This is a genomic window from Streptomyces sp. NPDC044003, from assembly GCF_056435185.1.
This window is the reverse complement of sequence record NZ_JBWKFA010000001.1, coordinates 887109-909408: the sequence shown is the minus strand read 5'-3', so window position 1 is coordinate 909408 and position 22300 is coordinate 887109. Positions and strand designations below refer to the sequence as shown.

Here is a 22300-nt window from a genome sequence, read left to right as displayed (position 1 = left end):
TCAAAGGGTGAACCAGTTGAAGTCCCGTGAGCCAGGCTCCGTCACCCTGCCCGGAACGCTGTCCGACTCCCTGCGCGCCGAACTCGTCGCCTTCCGCAGGGACTTGCACATGCACCCCGAGCTCGGGAACCAGGAGTTCCGTACGACCGCCGTGCTCAAGGCCCGCCTGGAGGCGGCCGGCCTCGCGCCGGAGGTCCTGCCGGCGGGCACCGGGCTCATCTGTGACATCGGCACCAGGGAACCGGGCCGGGGCATGCTGGCGATCCGCGCCGACCTCGACGCGCTGCCCATCCCCGACGTCAAGACCGTCGCCTACCGCTCCACCGTGGCCAACCGCGCCCACGCCTGCGGGCACGACGTCCACACCACCACCGTCCTCGGCGCCGGCCTCGTCCTCGCCGAGCTCGACCGCCGGGGCCTGCTGCCGCACGCCGTGCGGCTGATCTTCCAGCCCGCCGAGGAGGTCCTGCCCGGCGGCGCCGCAGACGCCGTCGAGGCCGGGGTCCTGGACGGCGTCGGCCGGATCATCGCCGTCCACTGCGACCCCCGGGTCGACGCCGGGAAGATCGGGCTCCGGGTCGGCCCCATCACCTCCGCCTGCGACCGCCTGGAGATCACCCTCGACGGCCCCGGCGGCCACACCGCCCGCCCGCACCTCACCACCGACCTCGTCACCGCCGCCGCCCGGGTCGCCACCGACGTCCCCGCCGTCCTCGCCCGCCGCGTCGACGCCCGCTCGGGCCTCTCGGTCACCTGGGGCCGCATCGAGGCCGGCCACGCGCCGAACGTCATCCCGCAGCACGCCGAGCTCTCCGGCACCGTCCGCTGCCTCGACCTGCCCGCCTGGCGCGACGCTCCGGACCTGGTCCACGCGGCGATCGACGAGATCGCGACCCTGCACCGGGCCAAGTCGACCGTCACCTACGTCCGCGGGGTCCCGCCGGTCGTGAACGACCCGGTCGTCACCGAACTGCTCCGCGACGCCATGACGGCCCGCCGCGGACCGCAGGCGATCGAGGACACCGAGCAGAGCCTCGGAGGCGAGGACTTCTCCTGGTACCTGGAGCACGTCCCCGGCGCCATGGCCCGCCTCGGCGTCCGCACCCCCGGCGACACCCGGGTCCGCGACCTGCACGCCGGCGACTTCGACGTGGACGAGCGGTGCATCGAGGCCGGGGTGGAGCTCTTCACCGCCGCGGCCCTGCTCGACGCCACGCCCACGCCCCAGCGCTGATTTCCGGCCGGACGGAGGGCGGGAACCGTTTCGAACACGCCCGCTCATCCGTTCGGCCTGCCCCTGTCCCACGTCCGGCCCAGCGCCCGGCGTGTCGCCTCCCGGGCTCTTTCCGGCCACCCCTTTCCGGCGGTATAACCGGCGGTACCGGGCCGAACGCCCCCGGTCGCCTCCGTCGGCCGGTTCGCGACGATCCGATAACGACTCATGAACGGGTCTTTAACTGACATCTACGCGCGTTACGATCGCCGCGAAACCAGCGCCGGAAGAGGCGCTTTCGGTCAGTCTTGAAGGGACCCTCCTCTTGCGCCGGATCACCAGGATCACGACCGTGGGCATCGCCTCCGCGGCGCTCGCGCTCTCCGTCACGGCCTGTGGCAAGTCTTCGAACGACTCGGGCTCCAGCTCCACCTCGACCGCGGGCGCCGGCAAGGCCGCCATCGCGTACGACATCGGCGGCCGCGGCGACCAGTCGTTCAACGACGCCGCCTTCGCCGGCCTGCAGCAGGCCGAGAAGGAGCTCGGTGTCAAGGGCACCGAGGCCGAGCCCTCGCAGGGCGAGAGCGACGCCGACAAGGTCGCGCGCCTCACGTCCCTCGCCCGCGCCGGCAACAACCCGGTCATCGGCGTCGGCTTCTCCTACGCCCCGGCCATCGCGAAGGTCGCCAAGTCCTTCCCGAAGACCACGTTCGGTCTCATCGACGACACCTCGGTGACCGCCCCGAACATCGCCAACCTGGTCTTCAACGAGGAGCAGGGCTCCTACCTGGCCGGCGTCGCCGCCGCCAAGGCGTCCAAGTCCGGCACGGTCGGCTTCATCGGCGGTGTCGAGGTTCCGCTGATCAAGAAGTTCGAGGCGGGCTTCACCCAGGGCGTCAAGGACACCAACCCCAAGGCGAAGGTGCTCACCCAGTACCTGACCCAGCCGCCGAACTTCGACGGCTTCTCGAAGCCCGACCTCGGCAAGGCCGCTGCGCAGGGCCAGCTCGACAAGGGCGCCGACGTGATCTACGCCGCCGCCGGTCTCGCCGGCGCCGGCGCCATCGAGGCCACCGCCACCGCGGGCAAGTGGGCCATCGGCGTCGACTCCGACCAGTACAACCAGGCGGGTCTGGCCTCGTACAAGGACCACATCCTGACCTCGGTCACCAAGGACGTCTCCGGCTCGGTCTACAACGTGATCAAGTCGGTCAAGGACGGCAAGCCGCAGACCGGTGAGATCCGCTACGGCCTCGCCACCAACGGCGTCGGCCTGGCCGACTCCAACCCGGCGTACGCGAAGATGACGGACCTCATCGCCGCGGTGGACAAGGCGAAGAAGGACATCGTCGACGGCAAGATCACGGTCAAGACCGCTCCGTAAGGACACCCAGGTCACGACCTGAGCCCGGGCCCGGCGTCCGGTGGCACCCCCACCGGACCCGGGCCCTCCGGGACCTGCCGCCAAGGTGGCGTCTGCCGTGCGGCGCCTGGCACGCACATCTGCCGCGTTGTCGTCGGTCGCCTATGCTCCGCATGGGCTCCCTCCTCCGCCTTGCAGCTGCACGCACCAGACGCCGCACGGCCCGCCCTTCGGGCGGACGACGCCACCTTGGCGGCAGGCCCCGGCCCCATTCCCGTACAGGTTTTAGTTTTTCGGCAGCGCTACGCGCGTAGATGTCTCCCTGGCACGATAACTTCGCCCCGCCCTGCCCTCCCGCTCCCACTCCTTCCGGCCAAGGAGAGTGCGTCATCAACGCGTCCAGCCCCCCTGCCGTAGAACTGCACGGCATCACCAAGCGATTCCCCGGCGTCGTCGCCAACAAGGACATCGCCATCACGGTCCGCAAGGGCACCGTGCACGCCCTCATCGGCGAGAACGGTGCCGGCAAGTCGACCCTCATGAAGATCCTCTACGGCATGCAGAAGCCGGACGAGGGCACCATCGCCGTCGACGGCCAGCAGGTCACCTTCTCCAGCCCCGGTGACGCCATCGCGCGCGGCATCGGCATGGTGCACCAGCACTTCATGCTCGCCGACAACCTCACCGTCCTGGAGAACGTCGTCCTCGGCGGCGAGAAGCTCTACGGCATCGGCGCCAAGGCGCGGAAGAAGATCAAGGAGATCTCCGACGCGTACGGCCTCGGGGTCCGCCCCGACGTCCTCGTCGAGGACCTCGGCGTCGCCGACCGGCAGCGCGTGGAGATCCTCAAGGTCCTCTACCGCGGCGCCAAGATCCTCATCCTCGACGAGCCGACCGCCGTCCTCGTCCCGCAGGAGGTCGACGCGCTCTTCGACAACCTGCGCGAGCTCAAGTCCGAGGGCCTCACGGTCATCTTCATCTCGCACAAGCTGGGCGAGGTCCTGAAGGTCGCCGACGACATCACCGTCATCCGCCGGGGCACCACGGTCGGCACCGCCGACCCGAAGACCGCCACCACCAAGCAGCTCGCCGAGCTGATGGTCGGCAGCGAGCTGCCCTCGCCGGAGACCCGCGAGTCGACGGTCACCGACGTCCCGATGCTCCAGGTCGAGAACCTGAGCCTGGTCGAGAGCGGCGCCGCCTCCGCACCGCTGACCACGGCCGCCCCGGCCGACCCCTCCGCCACGGTCGCCGTGCACGAGGAGGTCGCCACCGGGCGCAAGCTCCTCGACGACATCTCGCTCACCATCCACAAGGGCGAGATCCTCGGCATCGCCGGCGTCGAAGGCAACGGCCAGACCGAGCTCATCGACGCGCTGATGGGCATGGCCACCCCCGACGCGGGTGTCATCACCCTCGACGGCGAGGACATCTCCAAGGCCTCGGTGCGCAAGCGCCGCGAGGGCGGCATCGGCTACATCCCCGAGGACCGCCACCGCCACGGCCTGCTCCTGGAGGCCCCCCTCTGGGAGAACCGGATCCTCGGCCACGTCACCGAGGCCCCCAACTCCAGGCGCGGCATCCTCGACCCGAAGGCCGCCCGCAAGGACACCGAGCGGATCGTGCGCGAGTACGACGTCCGCACGCCCGGCATCGACGTCACCGCGTCCTCCCTCTCCGGCGGCAACCAGCAGAAGCTGATCGTCGGCCGCGAGATGAGCCACAACCCCAAGTTCCTGATCGCCGCCCACCCCACCCGCGGTGTGGACGTCGGCGCGCAGGCGCAGATCTGGGACGCGATCCGGGACGCCCGCCGCGCGGGCCTCGCGGTGCTGCTGATCTCCGCCGACCTCGACGAGCTGATCGGCCTGTCCGACACCCTCCGGGTCATGTACCGCGGCAAGCTGGTCGCCGACGCCGACCCCGCCACCATCACGCCCGAGCAGCTGGGATCCGCCATGACCGGCGCGGCCACCGGCCGGCTCGAAGGCACCGAGCAGTCCGAAGACGGTGACGCCCGATGAAGAAGATCGACAAGGACAAGCTGATCATCGGGGCCGCAGGCCCTGTGCTCGCGCTGGTCTCGTCCTTCGTGCTCACCGTCCTGGTGCTGCTCGCGACGGGCCTCGACCCGATCGAGCCGATCCGGCTGATGATCGACAACGCCGGGTACTCCGACGTCCAGGTCCTGATCGTCAACTACACCGGAATCCTCTATCTGGCGGCCCTGGGCGTGGCCATCGGCTTCCGGATGAACCTCTTCAACATCGGCGTCGAGGGCCAGTACCGCCTCGCCGCGATGGTGTCGGCGCTGGTCGGCGCGGCCGTCGACCTGCCCGGTCCGCTGCACATCCTGCTGATCGTGCTCGTCGCCATCGCGACCGGTGCCGTCTGGGCCGGTATCGCGGGCGTCCTGAAGACCACCCGCGGTGTCTCCGAGGTCGTCTCCACGATCATGCTCAACGCCATCACCACCTCCCTGGTGGCCTGGCTGATCCTGCCGAAGAACTTCGGCGTCCAGCCCGCGGGCTCCAACGACCTCACCACCGGTCAGATCCCCGAGTCCGGCTGGTTCCCCGGCATCGACATGGGCGAGGGCGGCGAGATCTACGGCTTCACCTTCGTCGCGCTCGCGCTCGGCGTCGTCTACTGGTTCGTCATCAACCGGACCCGCTTCGGCTTCGACCTGCGCGCCACCGGCGAGAGCGAGTCCGCGGCCCAGGCCAGCGGCGTCGACGCCAAGAAGATGATCATCACCGCGATGCTGATCTCGGGTGGCCTCGCCGGTCTGGCCGGCATGCCGATCCTGCTCGGCGAGTCGCACACGTACAGCCTGGCCTTCCCGGTCGGCGTCGGCTTCACCGCCATCACCGTCGCGCTGCTCGGCCGCAACCACCCGGTCGGCATCCTCTTCGCCGCCCTCCTCTTCGCGTTCCTCGAAAAGGCGTCCTCCAGCCTGGACATCGCGGGGTACCCGAAGGAGATCACGCAGATCATGCAGGGCATCATCGTGATCGCCGTGGTCGTCTCCTACGAGCTCGTCCGCCGTTACGGCCTCCGCCGCCAGCAGCAGAAGGTCGGCGAGGAGCTCGCCGCCGGCGGCGCCATCAAGACCGACAAGGAGGTGGCGGCATGACGACCGGCACCGTTGCCAAGCCGAGCGCCGCGCCCAAGAAGGCCGGACGCCGCAAGCTGACCTGGCCCTGGATTCTGCTGATCGTCGCGGCCGGCCTCGTCCTCTTCTCGCTCGTCCGCGTCGTCTCCGGAGCCGACGACCTCACCTCCGTCGGCCAGATCTCCGGCGCACTCCAGCTCGCCGTGCCGATCGCCATGGCCGGTCTCGGCGGTCTGTGGGCCGAGCGCGCGGGCGTCGTGAACATCGGCCTCGAAGGCATGATGATCCTCGGCACCTGGTTCGGCGCCTGGGCCGGCTACCAGTGGGGTCCCTGGACGGGTGTCGTCGTCGGCATCCTCGGCGGCGCGATCGGCGGCCTGCTGCACGCGATCATCACCGTCACGTTCAACGTGAACCACATCGTCTCCGGTGTGGCGATCAACATCCTCGCGGTCGGCTTCACCCAGTACCTGTCGAACTTCACCTTCGCCGAGGCCGAGGGCGGCTCCTCCAAGCAGTCCCCCCGCATCGACAAGATCACCGACATCACCATCCCGGGGCTCTCGGACTGGCTGATCGACCTCCAGCAGAAGCACTGGTTCCTGATCTCGGACCTCGCCGGCATCCTCGGCGGCCTGGTCACCCACCTGTCGCTGCTCACGATCGTGGCCGCCCTGCTGATCCCGGCCACCTGGTGGATCCTCTGGCGTACGTCCTTCGGCCTGCGCCTGCGCTCCTGCGGTGAGAACCCGGTCGCGGCCGAGTCGCTCGGCGTCAACGTCTACAAGTACAAGTACATCGCCGTCGTCGTCTCCGGCGGCCTGGCCGGCCTCGGCGGCGCGTTCCTCGCGATCGTCTCCACCGGCATCTACCAGGAGGGCCAGACCGGCGGCCGCGGTTACATCGGTCTCGCCGCGATGATCTTCGGTAACTGGATGCCCGGCGGCATGGCGCTCGGCGCGGGCCTCTTCGGCTTCACCGACAGCCTCAAGATCCGCGGCGGCGCCGAGAACGTCCACGCGCTGCTGCTGCTCGTCGCGCTGCTCCTGGTGATCGCCGCCGCGTGGCAGCTGTACAAGAAGAAGTACATGTCCGCGGTCGTCGCCGGGATCTTCTCCGCCGGCTTCTTCCTCTGGTACTTCCTCACCGACGAGGTCCCGAGCCAGTTCGTCGACGCCGCCCCGTACATCACCACCCTGCTCGTGCTCGCCCTCTCGGCGCAGCGCCTGCGGATGCCCAAGGCGGACGGCCTGCCGTACCGGAAGGGCCAGGGCAAGTGACGCCCGCCGCTGCGGAGCCCGACTGGGACCTGCTCCGGGAGACCGCCCGCGAGGCGATGTCCCACGCCTACGCCCCGTACTCGGGCTTCGCGGTCGGAGCGGCGGCCCTCGTGGACGACGGGCGGGTGATCTCCGGCTGCAACGTGGAGAACGCCTCCTTCGGCCTCAGCCTGTGCGCCGAGTGCGGGCTCGTCTCGCAGCTCCAGGCGACCGGTGGCGGCCGGCTCACGCACTTCGTGTGCGTGGACGGCCTGGGCGAGTCCCTGGTCCCGTGCGGACGCTGCCGGCAGCTCCTGTACGAGTTCGGTGGACCCGAGCTCGTCCTGGAGACCCCGGCCGGGTTCCTGACCCTCGACGAGATGCTCCCGCAGGCCTTCGGCCCCGACCACCTCGTCAAGTAGCACCTCGGAGCGGCCCTTCCGGCACGATGGAAGGGTCGCTCCCCCTTTCCCCCTCTATGCGCGTAGAAAGAGGCACCACCATGGACGTCATCTCCGTCATCCGCACCAAGCGGGACAAGGGCGAGCTGAGCCCCGAGCAGATCGACTGGGTCATCGACGCGTACACCCGCGGTGTGGTCGCCGACGAGCAGATGTCCGCCCTGGCCATGGCCATCCTGCTGAACGGCATGAACCGCGCCGAGATCGCCCGCTGGACCGCCGCGATGATCGCGTCCGGCGAGCGCATGAACTTCGACGCCCTCTCCCGGCCGACCGCCGACAAGCACTCCACCGGCGGCGTCGGCGACAAGATCACCCTGCCGCTCGCCCCGCTCGTCGCCGCCTGCGGCGCGGCCGTGCCGCAGCTCTCCGGCCGCGGCCTCGGCCACACCGGCGGCACCCTCGACAAGCTGGAGTCCATCCCGGGCTGGCGCGCGCTGCTCTCCAACGAGGAGATGCTGCACGTCCTCGACACCACGGGCGCGGTCATCTGCGCGGCGGGCGACGGCCTGGCGCCGGCGGACAAGAAGCTGTACGCGCTCCGCGACGTGACGGGCACGGTGGAGGCGATCCCGCTCATCGCCTCGTCGATCATGTCGAAGAAGATCGCCGAAGGCACCGGCTCCCTGGTCCTGGACGTCAAGGTCGGCACCGGCGCCTTCATGAAGAACATCGAGGACGCGCGCGAGCTGGCGCGGACGATGGTCGGCCTCGGCACGGACAGCGGCGTCAAGACGGTCGCCCTCCTGACCGACATGTCCACCCCGCTGGGCCTCACCGCGGGCAACGCCCTGGAGGTCCGCGAGTCGGTGGAGGTCCTCGCGGGCGGCGGCCCGGCCGACGTCGTCGAGCTGACGGTCGCGCTGGCGAAGGAGATGCTGGAAGCGGCCGGCATCAAGGACGCGGACCCCGCCAAGGCCCTCAAGGACGGCTCGGCGATGGACCACTGGCGCCGGATGATCGCGGCCCAGGGCGGCGACCCGGACGCGACCCTCCCGGTCGCTCGGGAGCAGCACGTCGTCACGGCCCCGTCGACCGGCGTCCTGACCCGCCTCGACGCGTACGACATCGGCATCGCCGCCTGGCGCCTGGGCGCGGGCCGTGCCCGCAAGGAGGACCCGGTGCAGGCGGGCGCGGGCGTCGAGCTGCACGCGAAGCCGGGCGACACGGTGACGGCGGGCCAGCCGCTGCTGACCCTCCACACGGACACCCCGGAGAAGTTCGACTACGCCCTGAAGTCCCTGTCGGGGACGTGGGACATCGCGGAGCCGGGCACGGAGTTCACCCCGAACCCGATCGTCCTGGACCGCATCGCCTAAGGCGTATGCCTACGACACCTTCGGGTGCACGGGACCGGTGGACCCCCACCGGTCCCGTTCGGCATGCTCCCGCTCACCCTCGACACCGGCGAGTTCCCCGTCAGCCGAGCAGCCCCGCCAGCTCCCGCATGTCGTCGAAGACCACCGTCCGCGGGCCCATCAGGCGGTCCGCGCGGGTCAGGCCGCCGCAGTAGCCGAAGGCGCGCATGCCGGCCGCGCGGGCGGCCTGGACGCCGTACGGGCTGTCCTCCACCACCGCGCAGCGCTCCGGCGGGACGCCCATCGTGGCCGCCGCGTGGAGGAAGAGGTCCGGGGCCGGCTTGCCCCGGGCGACGTCACGGGCGCTGAACATCCGGCCCTCGAAGCGGGCCAGGAGGCCGGTGCGGCCCAGGTTCTTGCGGATGCTCGCGTGGCTGCCGTTGGAGGCGAGGCAGTACGGGACGGACAGCCCGTCCAGTACGCCGGTGATGCCCTCCACCGCCGTCAGCTCGGCGTCCAGCGCGTCCTCGTACCGCTGCTTGAAGGGCGCGTGCCAGTCGGGCTCCAGCGGGCGGCCCCGGCGCTCCTCGACGATCGCGGTGAGCGTGTCGTGCGAGGAGCCGACGAAGTACTCGACCACCTCCGCCTCGGTGAACTCCGCCCCAAGGGCTGCGAACACCTCCCGGTCCACACGGCAGTAGATCCGCTCGCTGTCCACCAGAACGCCGTCACAGTCGAAGATCACCAGTTCGACAGGCTCGTGAGTCATGATCGGGAGCCTAGAGGGTGCTCCTGCGATGAGTTCCGCGCGCCCGGACGGTCGTACGGAACGTGGACACCAGTCAGCCCCTCGTCATGACCCTGCCCGCCCGCCCCGGCCGGGAGGACGTCGCCCGGCTCTGCGCGCGGCTCGCCGCCGCCCCGCCCGGCGAGGTCGTCTGCGAGGCCGGCGCGCTCGCGGGCGCCGACCTCGCCGCCGTCGACGCCCTCGCCCGGCTGAAGCTCGCCGCCGGGCGCCGGGGGCATCGGATCCGCTTCGAGGGAGTCGGGCCCGAGCTGCGGGCTCTGCTCCTCCTCACCGGCCTCGACGGGACCCTAGGCCTCTAGCCGTGCCGGCAGGTCGAAGAGCGGGAACCAGCGCTCGGTGTCCAGGAAGAAGTCCATCCCGCCGACCTTGCCGTCCCGCAGCTCCAGGACGATCAGCGCCCACGGGCTGAAGCCGCCCGCCGGGTCCGGGTGGTAGTGGGCGAAGGCCGGGGAGCCGTTCGCCACGGTGGCGACCAGCTTCGAGCCCCGGCACACGTCGCCGACGCCCAGCATCCAGCCCACGATGTCGTCGTGGCCCTGGAGCCACAGGTCGTACGGCGGCATGGACATCGTCGCGTCCTCGTGGAGGAGCGCCGTCAGCGCCTTCATGTCGTAGCCCTCGAACGCGGCGACGTAGCGCTCCAGGAGCGCCTGCTGCTCCTCGTCCAGCGGGTTCGCCGGGTCGGAGGCGGTGGGCGCCTGCTCGGCGAGGGTCGCGCGGGCCCGCTGGAGGGCGCTGTTGACCGAGGCGACGGAGGTGTCGAGGAGCTCGGCGACCTCGCTCGCCTTCCAGGCGAGGACCTCGCGCAGGATGAGCACGGCCCGCTGCTTGGGCGGCAGGTGCTGGAGCGCGGCCACGAACGCGAGCCGTACGGACTCCCGGGACAGCGCCGTCTCCGCCGGGTCGCCCGCCGTGGGCAGCACCCGTCCGTCGGGGATCGGCTCCAGCCAGGTGATCTCCGGCTGCTTCACGAGCTGCGCCTGCGCCACCGGCGTCGGTGAGGTGAGGTCCATCGGCCGGGCCCGCTTGTTGCCCGCGTTGAGCGCGTCGAGGCAGACATTGGTGGCGATCCGGTACAGCCAGGACCGCAGCGAGGAGCGGCCCTCGAAGGAGTCGATGGCCTTCCAGGCGCGGACCATCGTGTCCTGCACCGCGTCCTCCGCCTCGAAGGAGGAACCGAGCATCCGGTAGCAGTAACCGGTCAGCTCCCTGCGGTACTTGTCGAGTTCGTCGGTCGTCGCGGTCGCGGCGTCGCTCATCGGGTCCACACCCCACTCACCCCTCACCGGCACCCGTTCGATGCCGGTGAGAGGGAAGCTACCGCAGCGGACTGACAGCCGAGGTCAGGTTCCCGGCTTGCGCCCGTAGACGAAGACGTCGTCGCCGTTCCTGAGCAGGTTCCAGTACGCCTTCGCGTCCGCCGGCCGCATGTTGACGCAGCCGCCGGAGCCCGGCGGGTTCCACATGGACTTGGTGGTCGAGTGGAAGGCCTGGCCGCCGTCGAAGAACTGCGAGTACGGCATGGAGACGTGGTAGAGCGTCGACCAGTGGTTGATGTTCCGCCAGTAGATCTTCTTGGAGCCGGTACGGGTCTCGGTGCCGTCCTTGCCCGTGCGGACCGGCACCGGCCCGTACTTGAGGCGCGAGCCGTCCTGGATCCAGCTGAGCTGGCGGGTCAGGTCGACGCAGGCGATCCGGCCGCGGTTGGTCGGACAGGTGCCCGCCCGGTTGGGGTTGGTGCCCGCCGCCTTCTGCTGGATCATCGTGTTCATGGTGCGCCAGGTGATCGGCCCCGCGTACCCCATGGTCGGGGTGATGCCGTGCTTGGCCTGGAAGGCCTGGATGGCCAGACAGTCGCCGAGCGACTGGCGCCCGTCGACCGTCCGCCCGAGGAACTTCTCCACCTGCTTCTGGTACGGCCCCGTCGTCACGTTGCAGGACGCCGCCTGCGCCGGGGCCGTACCGAGAGCGATCGTCATCGGCACCACCAGTGAGGTGATCCCGGCGGCGATGCCCGTTCTTCTGCCTATGTGCCTCGCGATTCGTTTCATGATCGTCAACTCCCCCTAGAGTCCCTGTATTTGAGGACGTAAGGGGGAGTTTGACGGTTGCAGGCCGGGAGCGGGAAGAGTGCCTACGCCGCCGCCGGGTGCAGCCGCCGGGCCTCGACGCGCGCGCTGTGCGAGCCGTACAGGGTGACCGAGACGACCCCGAGGACCGCGACCAGGCCGATCAGGACCGTGCCCGCCCAGCCGCCCGCGTGGAAGGCGATCGCGCCGAGCGTGCCGCCCGCGCTGCTGCCCAGGTAGTACGCCGACTGGTACAGCGCCGAGGCCTGCGCGCGGCCCGTCTTCGCCGTCCGGCTCACCGAGGAGGAGGCGACCGCGTGGCCCGCGAAGAAACCGGCCGTGATCAGGACCAGGCCCGCGAGGACCAGGGCCAGGGAGTCCGACAGCGAGAACAGCAGACCCGCCGCCGTCGTCGAGACCGCCAGGTACAGCGCGCCGCGCCGGCCCATCCGCCCGACCAGCTTGCCCGCCGCCGCGGAGGAGACCGTACCGACCAGGTAGACCAGGAAGATCGAGCCGATCACGCCCTGCGGCAGCGAGAACGGCGCCTCCACTAGGCGGTAGCCGATCACCGTGTACACGGCGCCGAAGACCGTCATGAACAGCGCGCCGATCACGTACAGGCGCATCAGCAGCGGGTCGGCGAGGTGCCCCCGGACGGTCCGGGCGAGCGCCTTCGGGTTCAGCGTGCCGGGCGTGAAGTGCCGGGCCTTCGGGAGCAGCGCCCGGAAGGCGAGCGCGCACATCAGGGAGGTCAGGCCGACGGCGGCCAGACCCGCGCGCCAGCCCCACAGCTGGGCGACCCAGCCGGTCACGAGCCGGCCGCTCATGCCGCCGATCGAGTTGCCCGCCACGAAGAGACCGATCGCGGCGATCAGCGCCCGCGGCCGCACCTCCTCGGCGAGGTATGCCATCGCCGAGGCCGGGAGGCCGGCGAGCGCGGCGCCCTGGACCGCGCGGAGCGCGATCAGCGACTCCAGGTTCGGGGCGAGCGGCACCAGGAGCGCCACGGCGACCGCGACCGAGAGGGAGGCCGTCATCATCGAGCGCCGCCCGAAGCGCTCCGAGAGGGCGCTGAGCGGCAGGACGCAGAGGGCGAGGGCGCCGGTCGCGGCGGAGACCGTCCAGGAGGCGGCGGAGGCGGTGGCGCCGAACTCGGCCGAGATGGCCGGGAGGAGGGCCTGCGTGGAGTAGAGGAGGGCGAAGGTGGCCAGTCCGGCGGCGAAGAGCGCGAGGCTCATCCGGCGGTAGCCGGGGGCACCGGGGGAGAGGCGGGTGTCGGCGGACGCGGTGGTGGCGGCCGCCTTGGTACTGGCGGAAGGCATGTCACGAACGTAGGACGGTCCGTTTCATGCGTCCAATGCACGGAACTGCTGTAATCGTTCCCATGGTGCATGAGTACAGGTCACAGCCTCGCCTGTCACCGAACAGTAACGAAGAAGACATGGGACTGCTGCTCGCGCCGCGGCTCGCGTACTTCGCCGCCGTCGCCCGGCACGAGCACGTGACCCGCGCCGCGGCCGAGATGGGCGTGCCGCAGTCGACGCTCTCGCGGGCCATGGTCCGCCTCGAACAGGACCTCGGCGTCACCCTCTTCGCCCGCCGCGGCCGCACGGTCTCCCTCACCCCGGCGGGCCGCCGCTTCCTCACCGCCGCCGAGCGGGCCCTCGCCGAGGTGGAACGGGCCGCCGACACCGTACGGGCCGACGCCGACCCGACGGCGGGCCGGGTCGCCTTCGGCTTCCTCCACACCATGGGCTCCGAGACCGTCCCGGGCCTCATCCGCGCCTTCCGCGTCGACCACCCGAGGATCCGCTTCACCCTCGTCCAGAACTACGGCGAGGCCATGATCGAGCGGCTGCGGGCCGGGGACCTCGACCTCTGCCTGACCTCGCCCGTGCCGGACGCCCCCGACCTGGTGGCCCGGCGCCTCGACGAACAGCGGCTGCGGCTCGTCGTCCCGGACGACCACCGGCTCGCCGGACGCAAGCGGGTGCGGCTCGCCGAGGCCGCGGAGGAGACCTTCGTGACCCTGGAGCCGGGGTACGGGCTCCGCCGCATCACCGACGACCTGTGCGCGGAGGCCGGCTTCAAGCCCCGGGTCGCCTTCGAGGGCGAGGAGGCCGAGACCCTGCGCGGCCTCGTCGCCGCCGGCCTCGGCGTCGCCCTGCTGCCCCCGCCCGCCGTCCCCCGCCCCGGCGTCGTCGAACTGACCGTCACCGCGCCGCGCGCGGTCCGCGAGATCGGCGTCGCCTGGCTGGACGGCCACCCGGACACGGCCCCGGTGGCCGCCTTCAAGAAGTTCCTGCTCGGCCGCCGCGGCCACCTGCTCCCGAAGGAGCCCTCACCGCCGGCGTGAGCTCCCGAACCCCGCCGCGAGCGGCATCCGCAGGCCCAGCGGCGGGGGAGCGGCCATCGCGTCGGTCACCGGGCGGGCGACCGGCCGGGAGAACAGGGCGCCGAGCACGAAGTCCACGGCGAGGGCCCGCACCTCGGCCGCGTACTGGCGCAGCGCGTGACCGTCCGAGTGGACCTCGAAACGGCAGGTGTCCCGGTTCGCCTTCTTCGCCCGCTCGGCGAACCGGAACGACAGCTCCGGGTCCGTCCGCGCGTCGTTCGTGCCGTGCACGAGCAGCACCCTGCGCCCCACCAGCTGCCGCACCGGCTCCGGCTCCGCCGCCACGTCGTCCTCCGGCAGCCACGGCGCGAGCGCGACCACCGCGCCGACCCCCGGATGCCCGGCCGCCCGCAGCGCCGCCCGCGCCCCCATCCCGTGTCCCAGGAGGCAGACCGGGACGTCGCCGTAACGCCGTACGGCCTCCTCGACCGCCCAGGAGGCGTCCGCCACGAGATCCGCGTCCGCGCCGTTCCAGCCGCGCGCCCGGTAGCGCACCACATGCGCCGCGAGCCCCTCGGACCGGCCCGCCCGCACCAGTTCACGCGCCGGCGGCAGCATCGCCGCATGCGCCCGCGCGGAGGCCCGCCGAGCCGACACCGGCTCACCGTCCGGCAGCAGCAGCACCACGCCGCCCACCGCCGCCACCATCGACCGGGAACCGACGGGGCGCCCGAGCCGGGGTCTCCGGGCTTCGGGCGGCCCCACGAGTGCAAAGTGCGCCATGGCAGAACAGTCTCAGAAGCGGAGGTGTACGCCAGCCGTACGCGCGGTCACTGTTACGTATCGTCCGCTGAGCGAACGCCCCTTGGTCCTATACCCGTTCGAAGCGGGCCACCGAACCGATGGCCGTGAAGCCCCTCCGGCCGTACCAGGTGTGCGGCCAGTCGCCCGCGAAGGCGGTGAGGAAGCGGGTCGTACAGCCCGCGGCGGCGGCCTCGTGCAGGGCCGTGTCCAGGAGCCTGCCGGCGTGACCCTGCTTCAGATGGGCCTCCACGGTGACCAGGTCCTCGATCTGCGCGATCCCCGTCCCCGGGTCCATGTACAGGTCGACCCAGGCGGCCACCTCGCCCTCCGGGGTGTGCGCGGCGAAGAACCGTACGGTCTCGGCACCGCGGCGACGCGCCACCCGCCGCTCCACCAGATCGCGGATGTGCTCCTGCGGCGCCTCCGGAGCGAACCGCGACCAGGAGGCGGCGACCGGGCCGCGCAGTTCGTCGAAGTCCACCTCGCGGGCCCCGCCGTGCTCCGGCACCGGGCCGGTGTGCGCCATGATCAGGGTGGTGGCGTGCCGGAAACCGGCCCGCTCCATCGGCGCCACACAGGCGGCGGCGACCTTCTCGTCCAGGACGTACGCGAAGCGGTACGGGAGATGGGCGAGCGCCTCGTCCGTGTAGCCGGGCAGCGCCTCCGGGTCCACGGCCCCGTGGGCGAGCACGTGGTTGTTCCCCCGGGAGTGCTTGTAGTCGTCGTCGAGCACCGCGAAGGCCCCGGGGAAGTCGACGGTACGGGCCGCCTGCCGGCGGTGGAAGTCGGACAGGAAGCGGTGGATGCGCGGGAGTTCGGGTGCAGTCGAGGTCATACAGGCAGGCTAGGTGGGCCGGTCCCCGCGCCGCCACGAGAAAAACGGTGCCGCACGGGGTGTTCTACGCGCGTAGGGGCTAGAGTGCGGAAATGACGAGCCAGACCCCCAACGTCCCCACCGCGGACCAGATCCGCCGTGCCCCGAAGGTGCTGCTCCACGACCACCTCGACGGCGGACTGCGCCCCGGCACGATCATCGAACTCGCCCGGGAGCAGGGCTACGAGCAGCTCCCCGAGACGGAGCCCGACAAGCTCGGCATCTGGTTCCGCGAAGCCGCCGACTCCGGCTCCCTGGAGCGGTATCTGGAGACCTTCGCGCACACCTGCGCCGTCATGCAGACCCGGGACGCCCTCGTCCGCGTCGCCGCCGAGTGCGCCGTCGACCTCGCCGAGGACGGCGTCGTCTACGCCGAGGTGCGGTACGCCCCCGAGCAGCACCTGGAGGGCGGTCTCACCCTCGAAGAGGTCGTGGAGGCCGTCAACGAGGGCTTCCGCGAGGGCGAGCGGCAGGCCAGGGCCAACGGCCACCGCATCCGGGTCGGCGCCCTGCTGACCGCGATGCGGCACGCCGCCCGCGCCCTGGAGATCGCCGAACTCGCCAACCGCTACCGCGACTCCGGCGTCGTCGGCTTCGACATCGCGGGCGCCGAGGCCGGCTACCCGCCCACCCGCCACCTCGACGCCTTCGAGTACCTCAAGCGGGAGAACAACCACTTCACGATCCACGCGGGCGAGGCCTTCGGACTCCCCTCGATCTGGCAGGCGCTCCAGTGGTGCGGCGCCGACCGGCTCGGCCACGGCGTCCGGATCATCGACGACATCGAGGTCGCCGACGACGGCTCGGTCCGCCTCGGCCGCCTCGCGGCCTACGTCCGCGACAAGCGCATCCCGCTGGAGATGTGCCCCTCCTCCAACCTCCAGACCGGCGCCGCCGCGTCCATCGCCGAGCACCCCATCGCGCTGCTCCGCACGCTCCATTTCCGGGCCACGGTCAACACCGACAACCGGCTCATGAGCGGGACGAGCATGAGCCGGGAATTCGAGCTGCTGACCGAGGCATTCGATTACACGCTCGACGACATGCAGTGGTTCACGGTCAATGCGATGAAATCAGCGTTCATTCCTTTCGATGAACGACTCGCCATGATCAATGAGGTCATCAAGCCCGGATACGCCGAGCTCAAGTCCGAATGGCTGTTCCAGCAGACCGCCACGACCAGCGAGTCTTCCCGCACGGCAGGCTGAAAGGCGCCCCGCGAAGGGGACGGGAGCGGTCGGGTCGTCGCGACACCCGGCCGCTTTCCGGTGTTTGCGGAGGCGACGTTCGCTGGTTAGGTTGCAGAGCCGCTCTCAATTCCCAGGATTTCCCCGCCCGGCTTTCCCGAAGCCCCCGGATTCCCCAAGGAAGATTTTCTGATGAAGCAGTCTGCCGCCAAGAAGCTCGGTGTCGCCGCTCTCGGTGCCGCTTTCGTCGCCGCCGGTGCCGGTGCGGCCAACGCCGCGCCGTCCCTGCCGCTCGACGCCGACGCGCTGGGCACGGTGACCCAGGCCGTCCCGCTCGGTGACGGCCTCACCACGCTCCCCGACGGCGCTTCCGAGGCCCTCGGTTCCGGACAGGGCGCCCTCGGTCAGGGTCTCGACCAGGGCGTGAAGACCCTCCCGGCCGCCGCCGGCCAGGCCACCCAGAACCTCCCGCTCGACGCCGCCGCGGGCGGCCTCGGCGCCACCCCGCTCGGCGGCCTCCTCGGCGGCCTGCCGATCGGTGGCCTCGCCGGCGGTCTGCCGCTCGGCTGACCCCCGCCGTACACGCCGAAGGGGCGCGCACCCGGAACCCGGGTACGCGCCCCTTCGGCGTACGTACGCCTGCCTACCAGGCGGTGCTCGCCGTCTTCTCCGCCGGGAGGAAGATCCACAGGCCCAGGTAGATCAGGAACTGCGGTCCCGGCAGCAGGCACGAGGCCAGGAAGATCAGACGCATCGTCCACGCGGACGTGCCGAAGCGCCGGGCCAGCGCCGCGCACACTCCGCCGAGCACGCGTCCTTCACGGGGGCGGGACAGTGCGGCCATGGTGGGCTCCTTCGGAGTCGGTCCGGGAGCCGCTCCTCCGGGCTCCCGATGACTCCATCCTGCCGCCGCGAAGGGGGACGAAGCGTCGGTCTACGGGGCGATCGGGACCCTGGAAATCGTCGGGGTCGCACCCTGAGAAGCCTCCCGGTCCCGGGCGCCCGCCTCCCCTCTGCGGCGCAGCCGGCTCCGGCAGGCCGGGACGATCAGGAGATGGGCGAGGGCGACGCCCGTCGTGTTCAGGAGCACGGAGTCCACGTCCACGACCTGCCCCGGCACCGCGGTCTGCAACAGCTCCACGGCCAGCGACACGAGCGCGCCCGCGGCGGTCGTACGGGTCAGGGAGGCCCAGCCGGAGACGTGCAGCCGTCCGTCGGCCATCGGCAGCAGCACCCCGAGCGGGGCCAGGAGCAGCAGGCCCTCGCCGATCAGCCGGGCCGCCTCGGCCCCGCCGAGCGCGAGATCGGCCTGCAGGCCGTGCAGCGGGATCGTGTTCGGCGCGGTCACCCAGGCCACGTCCCGTGGGCGCAGGCTGACCCAGGCGACGAGCAGCAGATGCGCGAGGAGGAGGACGAACCCCGCCACGCGGACGACCATGGCGGCCTGGCCGCCCGAACCTTGACGCTGCACGCCCCCCAAGACGCCCCGGACAGCGGAATCGGTTCCCCACCTGTTGCGGCCATGCGCTCCACCGGGCCGGCGCCCACCTGCCCCCGTTGTGGGCAATCGTTCCGCTGGGGCGGAACGGGTGGGCACAACGGACCCGCGCCCTGCCGGCGCCAGAGGCTTCCGCGCCCTGACCCGCCCCCCGTGTGCACCGTCGCTGGTGGTGCGGGTCCAGGCTCGGAACGCGGAGGCGCCGCTAGAGGGCGCCGTCCCGTGTGCCCACCCGTCCCGCCCCAGCGGGACGATTGCCCACACGGGGGGTGGGTTGGGCGCCGCCCAGTCGCGGGCCCGGTCAGCCCGTCGTGGTCGGTGGGGTTGTCGGTGGCGTGGAGTCCGGGCGTTCGCGGAGTTCCGTCGTGCAGCGGTACCGCTTCGGCGGGTACTTGCCCGGCCCCCCGAGCAGCACCGAGTGCCCGCCCGCCCCCGCCGAGCTCTCCGCGAACGTGCAGACCAGCTGCGACAGGGCCGTCGGCGCCAGGTCCTCCGGCTGCCGGCTCAGCCGCAGCGTGCCCGCCGGGTCGCCCCGGTGCCCGCCGCCGACCGTCAGCGGCCCCCGTACCTCGGTCGTGAAACCGGCCTGCCGCTCGCTCTCCGACGGCTCGGCGAGCAGCTGGGCGAGCAGCCCCCCGGCGGTCCGCACCGGATCGCCGCCCGCCTTCTCCTCCGGCAGCGGCGACCGGCGGTCCACCGCCTCCAGCTGCGAGCCGCAGACCAGGAAGACCCGGACCGGCACGCCCTGTGCCGCCGCCTCCGACGTGCTGTCGGCGGTCACGCTGCACGGGACCCGGGACGGGGCCGCGCCCGCGTCCACGGGGACCGATGTGGTCCGGATCCCGCAGCCGGTGACCAGCGCGGTGAGCGCGGCCGCCAGGACATAGACGCGACGCCTCACGCTTCCTCCACCTCGCCCTGGCTGCTGCGCGTCTGTACCTCGCGCGTGATCCCCGAGGCGTCCAGCGGCAGCCGCAGCACGAACACCGCGCCGTCGACGTTCCCGTCCTCGCCGACCGAGTTCGACGCGGTGATCGAGCCGCCGTGGATCAGCGCGTTCTCCATGGCGATCGAGAGGCCGAGCCCGCTGCCCTCGGACCGAGGCCGGGACGCGCTCGCCTTGTAGAAGCGGTCGAAGACGTGCGGCAGTACTTCTTCCGGGATGCCGGGGCCGTGGTCCCGTACGGCGATGACCAGCTCGTCCTCCTCCGTGCGGACCGAGACCCGCACCGGCGAGCCGCCGTGCTTGAGCGCGTTCCCGATCAGGTTCGCCAGGATCACGTCGAGGCGGCGCGGGTCGAGCGGTGCGACGATCCCGCGCTCCGCGTCGAGCTCCACCGCGTCCAGCCAGGCCCGCGCGTCGATGCACGCGGTGATCTGGTCGGCGATGTCCACGTCGTCGAGGACGAGCCGCGCGGTGCCCGCGTCGAAGCGGGTCACCTCCATCAGGTTCTCCACCAGGTCGTTGAGGCGCCGGGTCTCGCTCACGACGAGTGCGACCGCCGGGGCGATCATGGGGTCCAGGGAGTCCTGCTCGTCCTCCAGGACCTCGGTGACGGCCGTCAGGGCGGTCAGCGGGGTCCGCAGCTCGTGCGACATGTCGGCGACGAACCGGCGGGAGGACTCCTCCCGCGCGCTCATGTCCGCGACCTTCTTCTGCAGCGACTCGGCCGCGCTGTTGAACGTACGGGACAGATCGGCCAGTTCGTCCGCGCCGGAGACCCGCAGGCGGGTGTCGAGCTTCCCCTCGCCGAGTTGCCGGGCGGCCTCGCCGAGCCGGTGCACCGGGCGCAGCACGGTCGTCGCCGCGACCTGCGCGAGCAGCACCGAGCCGGCCACGGCGAGCGCGGTGGCGATCCCCAACGACCAGGCGAGCGAGTTCAGATCGGCCTTCTCCGCGGCCAGCGACTTGAACATGTACCCGGCGGGACCGCCGCCGTCGATCCGCGTCCCGCCGACCAGGTACGGCGTCCCGTTCCGCTCCGTACGCTGCCAGAACAGGTGGTACGCGTACGGATCGGCGTCCGTCACCTGCCGCTTCGTGTCCACGGCGTCCCGCAGCGAGCGCGGCACGTCGGCCAGGGTGAAGTCGTCCGGGTCCGAGGCGCCGACGATCGGCTTGCCCGCGGCCCGCTCGCCGAGCAGCAGCACCTGGTACTGGGCGGCGCTTCCGCTCGCCATCTGCTCGGCGGTCCGCCGCAGGTCGTCCTGGGTGGGCCGGAGCGGCAGCGTCGCCGCCCGGTTCTGCATCTCCTGCCGGAAGTCGTTGAGCGCCCCGTCCTGGGTACGGGTCAGCACCGCCTCGCGGTTCAGCCAGTACGCGATGCCGGAGGCGGCGACGGCCGCGGTGAGCGCGACGAGGGCGAAGACGACGACGAGCCGGAGCCGCAGGCTGGAGAACCGCAGCCGCGCGTAGATCCCTTTGCTCACGCAGGGACGTCCAGCCGGTAGCCGACCCCGCGGACGGTACGGATCAGCGTCGGCGAGGACGGCACGTCCTCCACCTTGGCGCGCAGCCGCTGCACACAGGCGTCGACGAGCCGGGAGTCGCCCAGGTAGTCGTGCTCCCACACGAGCCGCAGCAACTGCTGCCGGGACAGCGCCTGTCCGGGCCGCCGGCTCAGCTCCAGGAGCAGCCGCAGCTCGGTCGGGGTGAGCTGGAGGTCCTCGCCGTTCTTGGTGACCGTCATCGCCGAGCGGTCGATCACCAGGGAGCCGTACGTCGCCGAGTCCGTGGACTCGCGCTCGCCGCGCCGCAGCACGGCCCGGATGCGGGCGTCGAGCACCCGCCCCTGTACCGGCTTCACGACGTAGTCGTCGGCGCCGGACTCCAACCCGACGACCACGTCGATGTCGTCGCTGCGCGCGGTCAGCAGGATGATCGGCAGCTGGTCGGTCCGGCGGATGCGCCGGCAGACCTCGAAACCGTCGATGCCGGGCAGCATGACGTCGAGCACGACCAGGTCGGGCCGCTGCTCACGCAGCAGCTGGAGACCGTCCTCGCCGGTCGCGGCGGTGGCCACCCGGTGGCCCTGCCGGGACAGGGAGAGTTCGAGGGCCGTGCGGATGGCGTCGTCGTCCTCGATCAGCAGCAGAAAAGGCACGTCGTCATTCTGGCCCATTGGGCCGTCCGAGATCGACCGCTCTTCGACTCGCTTCTGTTCCGGTCCCTGTGACACGCCTGTGACAGTCGGCGGACAGCGCCATGAAGTCCGGGGGGCAAGCTTCTTGGCACACGGACCGAAACACACTCCAACCGACGGGGGGCGCGAGATGAACGCACTGCACAGCACCACCTCTAGCGCAGTTGTCACGCGTCTCCACGACGTCGTGCGGAGCACGGAGAAGTCCGGCGGGATGAACGGGCGGGGGTGCGTTCGGACCGTCGGGCGTCAGCGCAAGGCGCCGTACATGGTGGCCGTTGCTGACGGGGGAGCGGCGTACGGGGAGGTCACGGGGGAGCGCACGAGCTGCTCGGAAGCCGAGTTCACGGCTTACGTCCAGGAGCGTCGTGCCTCCCTGTACGCCACCGCCTACCACCTCACCGGTGACCGTTTCGAGGCCGAGGACCTGCTCCAGAGCGCGCTGTTCTCCACGTACCGCGCCTGGGACCGGATCAGTGACAAGGCGGCCGTGGGCGGCTACCTGCGTCGCACCATGACGAACCTGCACATCAGCGCCTGGCGCCGGCGCAAGCTCAACGAGTACCCGACCGAGGAGTTGCCGGAGACGGTCGGCGAGACGGACGCGATGCGGGGTACGGAGCTGCGCGCGGTCCTGTGGCAGGCGCTGGCCCGGCTGCCCGAGCTCCAGCGGACGATGCTGGTGCTGCGCTACTACGAGGGCCGTACGGATCCGGAGATCGCGGAGATCCTGGACATCAGTGTCGGCACGGTGAAGTCGAGCATCTGGCGCTCGCTGCGGCGACTGCGCGAGGACGAGGTGCTGAGCTTCGGCCGTGACGAGGAGGAGTCCTTCGGCGAGCTGGTGGCCTGAAGGTCGGGGGGACACAC

The 22300-nt window shown here is 71.5% G+C and carries 23 protein-coding genes; 12 read left to right on the top strand and 11 right to left on the bottom strand.

The window, feature by feature from the left end; all coding sequences use genetic code 11:
- Nucleotides 1–7: 7 nt before the first annotated feature.
- The 7 genes from AC07AW_RS04180 (at nt 8) to AC07AW_RS04150 (ending at nt 8730) form a co-directional block, all read left to right on the top strand.
- Nucleotides 8–1234 carry an amidohydrolase gene (locus AC07AW_RS04180; protein WP_478813956.1) on the top strand — a complete coding sequence of 409 codons (1227 nt, stop codon included), beginning with the start codon at nt 8–10 and terminating at the stop codon, nt 1232–1234.
- Nucleotides 1235–1538: 304 nt separating this feature from the next.
- Nucleotides 1539–2597, top strand: coding sequence for a BMP family lipoprotein (locus AC07AW_RS04175; RefSeq protein ID WP_478813955.1), 1059 nt, complete (start codon nt 1539–1541; stop codon nt 2595–2597).
- A 293-nt stretch (nt 2598–2890) separates the two neighbouring features.
- Nucleotides 2891–4600 (top strand): ABC transporter ATP-binding protein, encoded by a 1710-nt coding sequence (locus AC07AW_RS04170; RefSeq protein WP_478813954.1) that lies wholly within the window; start codon nt 2891–2893, stop codon nt 4598–4600.
- The gene (locus AC07AW_RS04165) at nt 4597–5712 is read left to right on the top strand and encodes an ABC transporter permease (RefSeq protein WP_478813953.1); all 1116 of its coding nucleotides are present in this window, start codon (nt 4597–4599) and stop codon (nt 5710–5712) included. Before AC07AW_RS04170 ends, AC07AW_RS04165 begins: the two co-directional genes overlap by 4 nt.
- Nucleotides 5709–6971 carry an ABC transporter permease gene (locus AC07AW_RS04160; protein ID WP_478813952.1) on the top strand — a complete coding sequence of 421 codons (1263 nt, stop codon included), beginning with the start codon at nt 5709–5711 and terminating at the stop codon, nt 6969–6971. The genes AC07AW_RS04165 and AC07AW_RS04160 overlap by 4 nt, the downstream gene beginning before the upstream one ends.
- Complete coding sequence (locus AC07AW_RS04155) at nt 6968–7372, top strand: cytidine deaminase (protein ID WP_478813951.1); 405 nt, start codon at nt 6968–6970, stop codon at nt 7370–7372. The genes AC07AW_RS04160 and AC07AW_RS04155 overlap by 4 nt, the downstream gene beginning before the upstream one ends.
- Before the next feature lie 80 nt (nt 7373–7452).
- Nucleotides 7453–8730 (top strand): thymidine phosphorylase, encoded by a 1278-nt coding sequence (locus tag AC07AW_RS04150; RefSeq protein ID WP_478813950.1) that lies wholly within the window; start codon nt 7453–7455, stop codon nt 8728–8730.
- Between the two features lie 100 nt (nt 8731–8830).
- Here the strand turns inward: AC07AW_RS04150 and AC07AW_RS04145 are convergent, their stop codons facing one another.
- On the bottom strand, nt 8831–9478 hold the full coding sequence (locus AC07AW_RS04145; RefSeq protein WP_478813949.1) for an HAD family hydrolase: 648 nt from the start codon (nt 9476–9478) through the stop codon (nt 8831–8833).
- A gap of 62 nt (nt 9479–9540) precedes the next feature.
- Between AC07AW_RS04145 and AC07AW_RS04140 the strand changes: the two genes are divergently transcribed.
- Nucleotides 9541–9816 carry an STAS domain-containing protein gene (locus AC07AW_RS04140; RefSeq protein WP_478813948.1) on the top strand — a complete coding sequence of 92 codons (276 nt, stop codon included), beginning with the start codon at nt 9541–9543 and terminating at the stop codon, nt 9814–9816.
- Here AC07AW_RS04140 and AC07AW_RS04135 read toward each other — a convergent pair.
- The 3 genes from AC07AW_RS04135 to AC07AW_RS04125 form a co-directional block, all read right to left on the bottom strand.
- On the bottom strand, nt 9805–10776 hold the full coding sequence (locus AC07AW_RS04135; RefSeq protein ID WP_478813947.1) for a sigma-70 family RNA polymerase sigma factor: 972 nt from the start codon (nt 10774–10776) through the stop codon (nt 9805–9807). The two genes, AC07AW_RS04140 and AC07AW_RS04135, sit on opposite strands and share 12 nt — an antisense overlap.
- Before the next feature lie 84 nt (nt 10777–10860).
- Nucleotides 10861–11568, bottom strand: coding sequence for a L,D-transpeptidase family protein (locus tag AC07AW_RS04130; RefSeq protein WP_478813946.1), 708 nt, complete (start codon nt 11566–11568; stop codon nt 10861–10863).
- A gap of 83 nt (nt 11569–11651) precedes the next feature.
- Entirely contained in the window at nt 11652–12911 is a 1260-nt protein-coding gene (locus tag AC07AW_RS04125) for an MFS transporter (protein WP_478813945.1), read from the bottom strand.
- A gap of 62 nt (nt 12912–12973) precedes the next feature.
- Between AC07AW_RS04125 and AC07AW_RS04120 the strand changes: the two genes are divergently transcribed.
- Nucleotides 12974–13945, top strand: coding sequence for a LysR family transcriptional regulator (locus AC07AW_RS04120; protein ID WP_388844348.1), 972 nt, complete (start codon nt 12974–12976; stop codon nt 13943–13945).
- On the opposite strand, the gene AC07AW_RS04115 is transcribed toward AC07AW_RS04120, so the two are convergent.
- The gene (locus AC07AW_RS04115) at nt 13931–14707 is read right to left on the bottom strand and encodes an alpha/beta hydrolase (RefSeq protein WP_478813944.1); all 777 of its coding nucleotides are present in this window, start codon (nt 14705–14707) and stop codon (nt 13931–13933) included. The two genes, AC07AW_RS04120 and AC07AW_RS04115, sit on opposite strands and share 15 nt — an antisense overlap.
- A gap of 88 nt (nt 14708–14795) precedes the next feature.
- A complete protein-coding gene (locus tag AC07AW_RS04110; protein ID WP_478813943.1) occupies nt 14796–15563 on the bottom strand; it encodes a GNAT family N-acetyltransferase in 768 nt (255 codons plus the stop codon).
- A 92-nt stretch (nt 15564–15655) separates the two neighbouring features.
- On the opposite strand from AC07AW_RS04110, the gene AC07AW_RS04105 reads away from it, so the two are divergent.
- Together AC07AW_RS04105 and AC07AW_RS04100 are read left to right on the top strand one after the other, a co-directional pair.
- Nucleotides 15656–16810: an adenosine deaminase gene (locus AC07AW_RS04105; RefSeq protein WP_478813942.1), complete on the top strand. Its 1155-nt coding sequence runs from the start codon at nt 15656–15658 to the stop codon at nt 16808–16810.
- A 171-nt stretch (nt 16811–16981) separates the two neighbouring features.
- Nucleotides 16982–17359 (top strand): hypothetical protein, encoded by a 378-nt coding sequence (locus AC07AW_RS04100; RefSeq protein WP_478813941.1) that lies wholly within the window; start codon nt 16982–16984, stop codon nt 17357–17359.
- A 73-nt stretch (nt 17360–17432) separates the two neighbouring features.
- On the opposite strand, the gene AC07AW_RS04095 is transcribed toward AC07AW_RS04100, so the two are convergent.
- The 5 genes from AC07AW_RS04095 to afsQ1 form a co-directional block, all read right to left on the bottom strand.
- Nucleotides 17433–17633 carry a PspC domain-containing protein gene (locus AC07AW_RS04095; RefSeq protein ID WP_478813940.1) on the bottom strand — a complete coding sequence of 67 codons (201 nt, stop codon included), beginning with the start codon at nt 17631–17633 and terminating at the stop codon, nt 17433–17435.
- A 90-nt stretch (nt 17634–17723) separates the two neighbouring features.
- A complete protein-coding gene (locus AC07AW_RS04090) occupies nt 17724–18227 on the bottom strand; it encodes a VanZ family protein (RefSeq protein WP_478814383.1) in 504 nt (167 codons plus the stop codon).
- A 361-nt stretch (nt 18228–18588) separates the two neighbouring features.
- Nucleotides 18589–19188 carry a hypothetical protein gene (locus AC07AW_RS04085; protein WP_478813939.1) on the bottom strand — a complete coding sequence of 200 codons (600 nt, stop codon included), beginning with the start codon at nt 19186–19188 and terminating at the stop codon, nt 18589–18591.
- Nucleotides 19185–20717: an ATP-binding protein gene (locus tag AC07AW_RS04080; protein WP_478813938.1), complete on the bottom strand. Its 1533-nt coding sequence runs from the start codon at nt 20715–20717 to the stop codon at nt 19185–19187. The genes AC07AW_RS04085 and AC07AW_RS04080 overlap by 4 nt, the downstream gene beginning before the upstream one ends.
- A complete protein-coding gene (gene afsQ1 / locus AC07AW_RS04075; protein ID WP_017239746.1) occupies nt 20714–21391 on the bottom strand; it encodes a two-component system response regulator AfsQ1 in 678 nt (225 codons plus the stop codon). The genes AC07AW_RS04080 and afsQ1 overlap by 4 nt, the downstream gene beginning before the upstream one ends.
- Before the next feature lie 169 nt (nt 21392–21560).
- Between afsQ1 and AC07AW_RS04070 the strand changes: the two genes are divergently transcribed.
- Nucleotides 21561–22283, top strand: coding sequence for a SigE family RNA polymerase sigma factor (locus AC07AW_RS04070; RefSeq protein ID WP_392150915.1), 723 nt, complete (start codon nt 21561–21563; stop codon nt 22281–22283).
- Nucleotides 22284–22300: the final 17 nt, after the last annotated feature.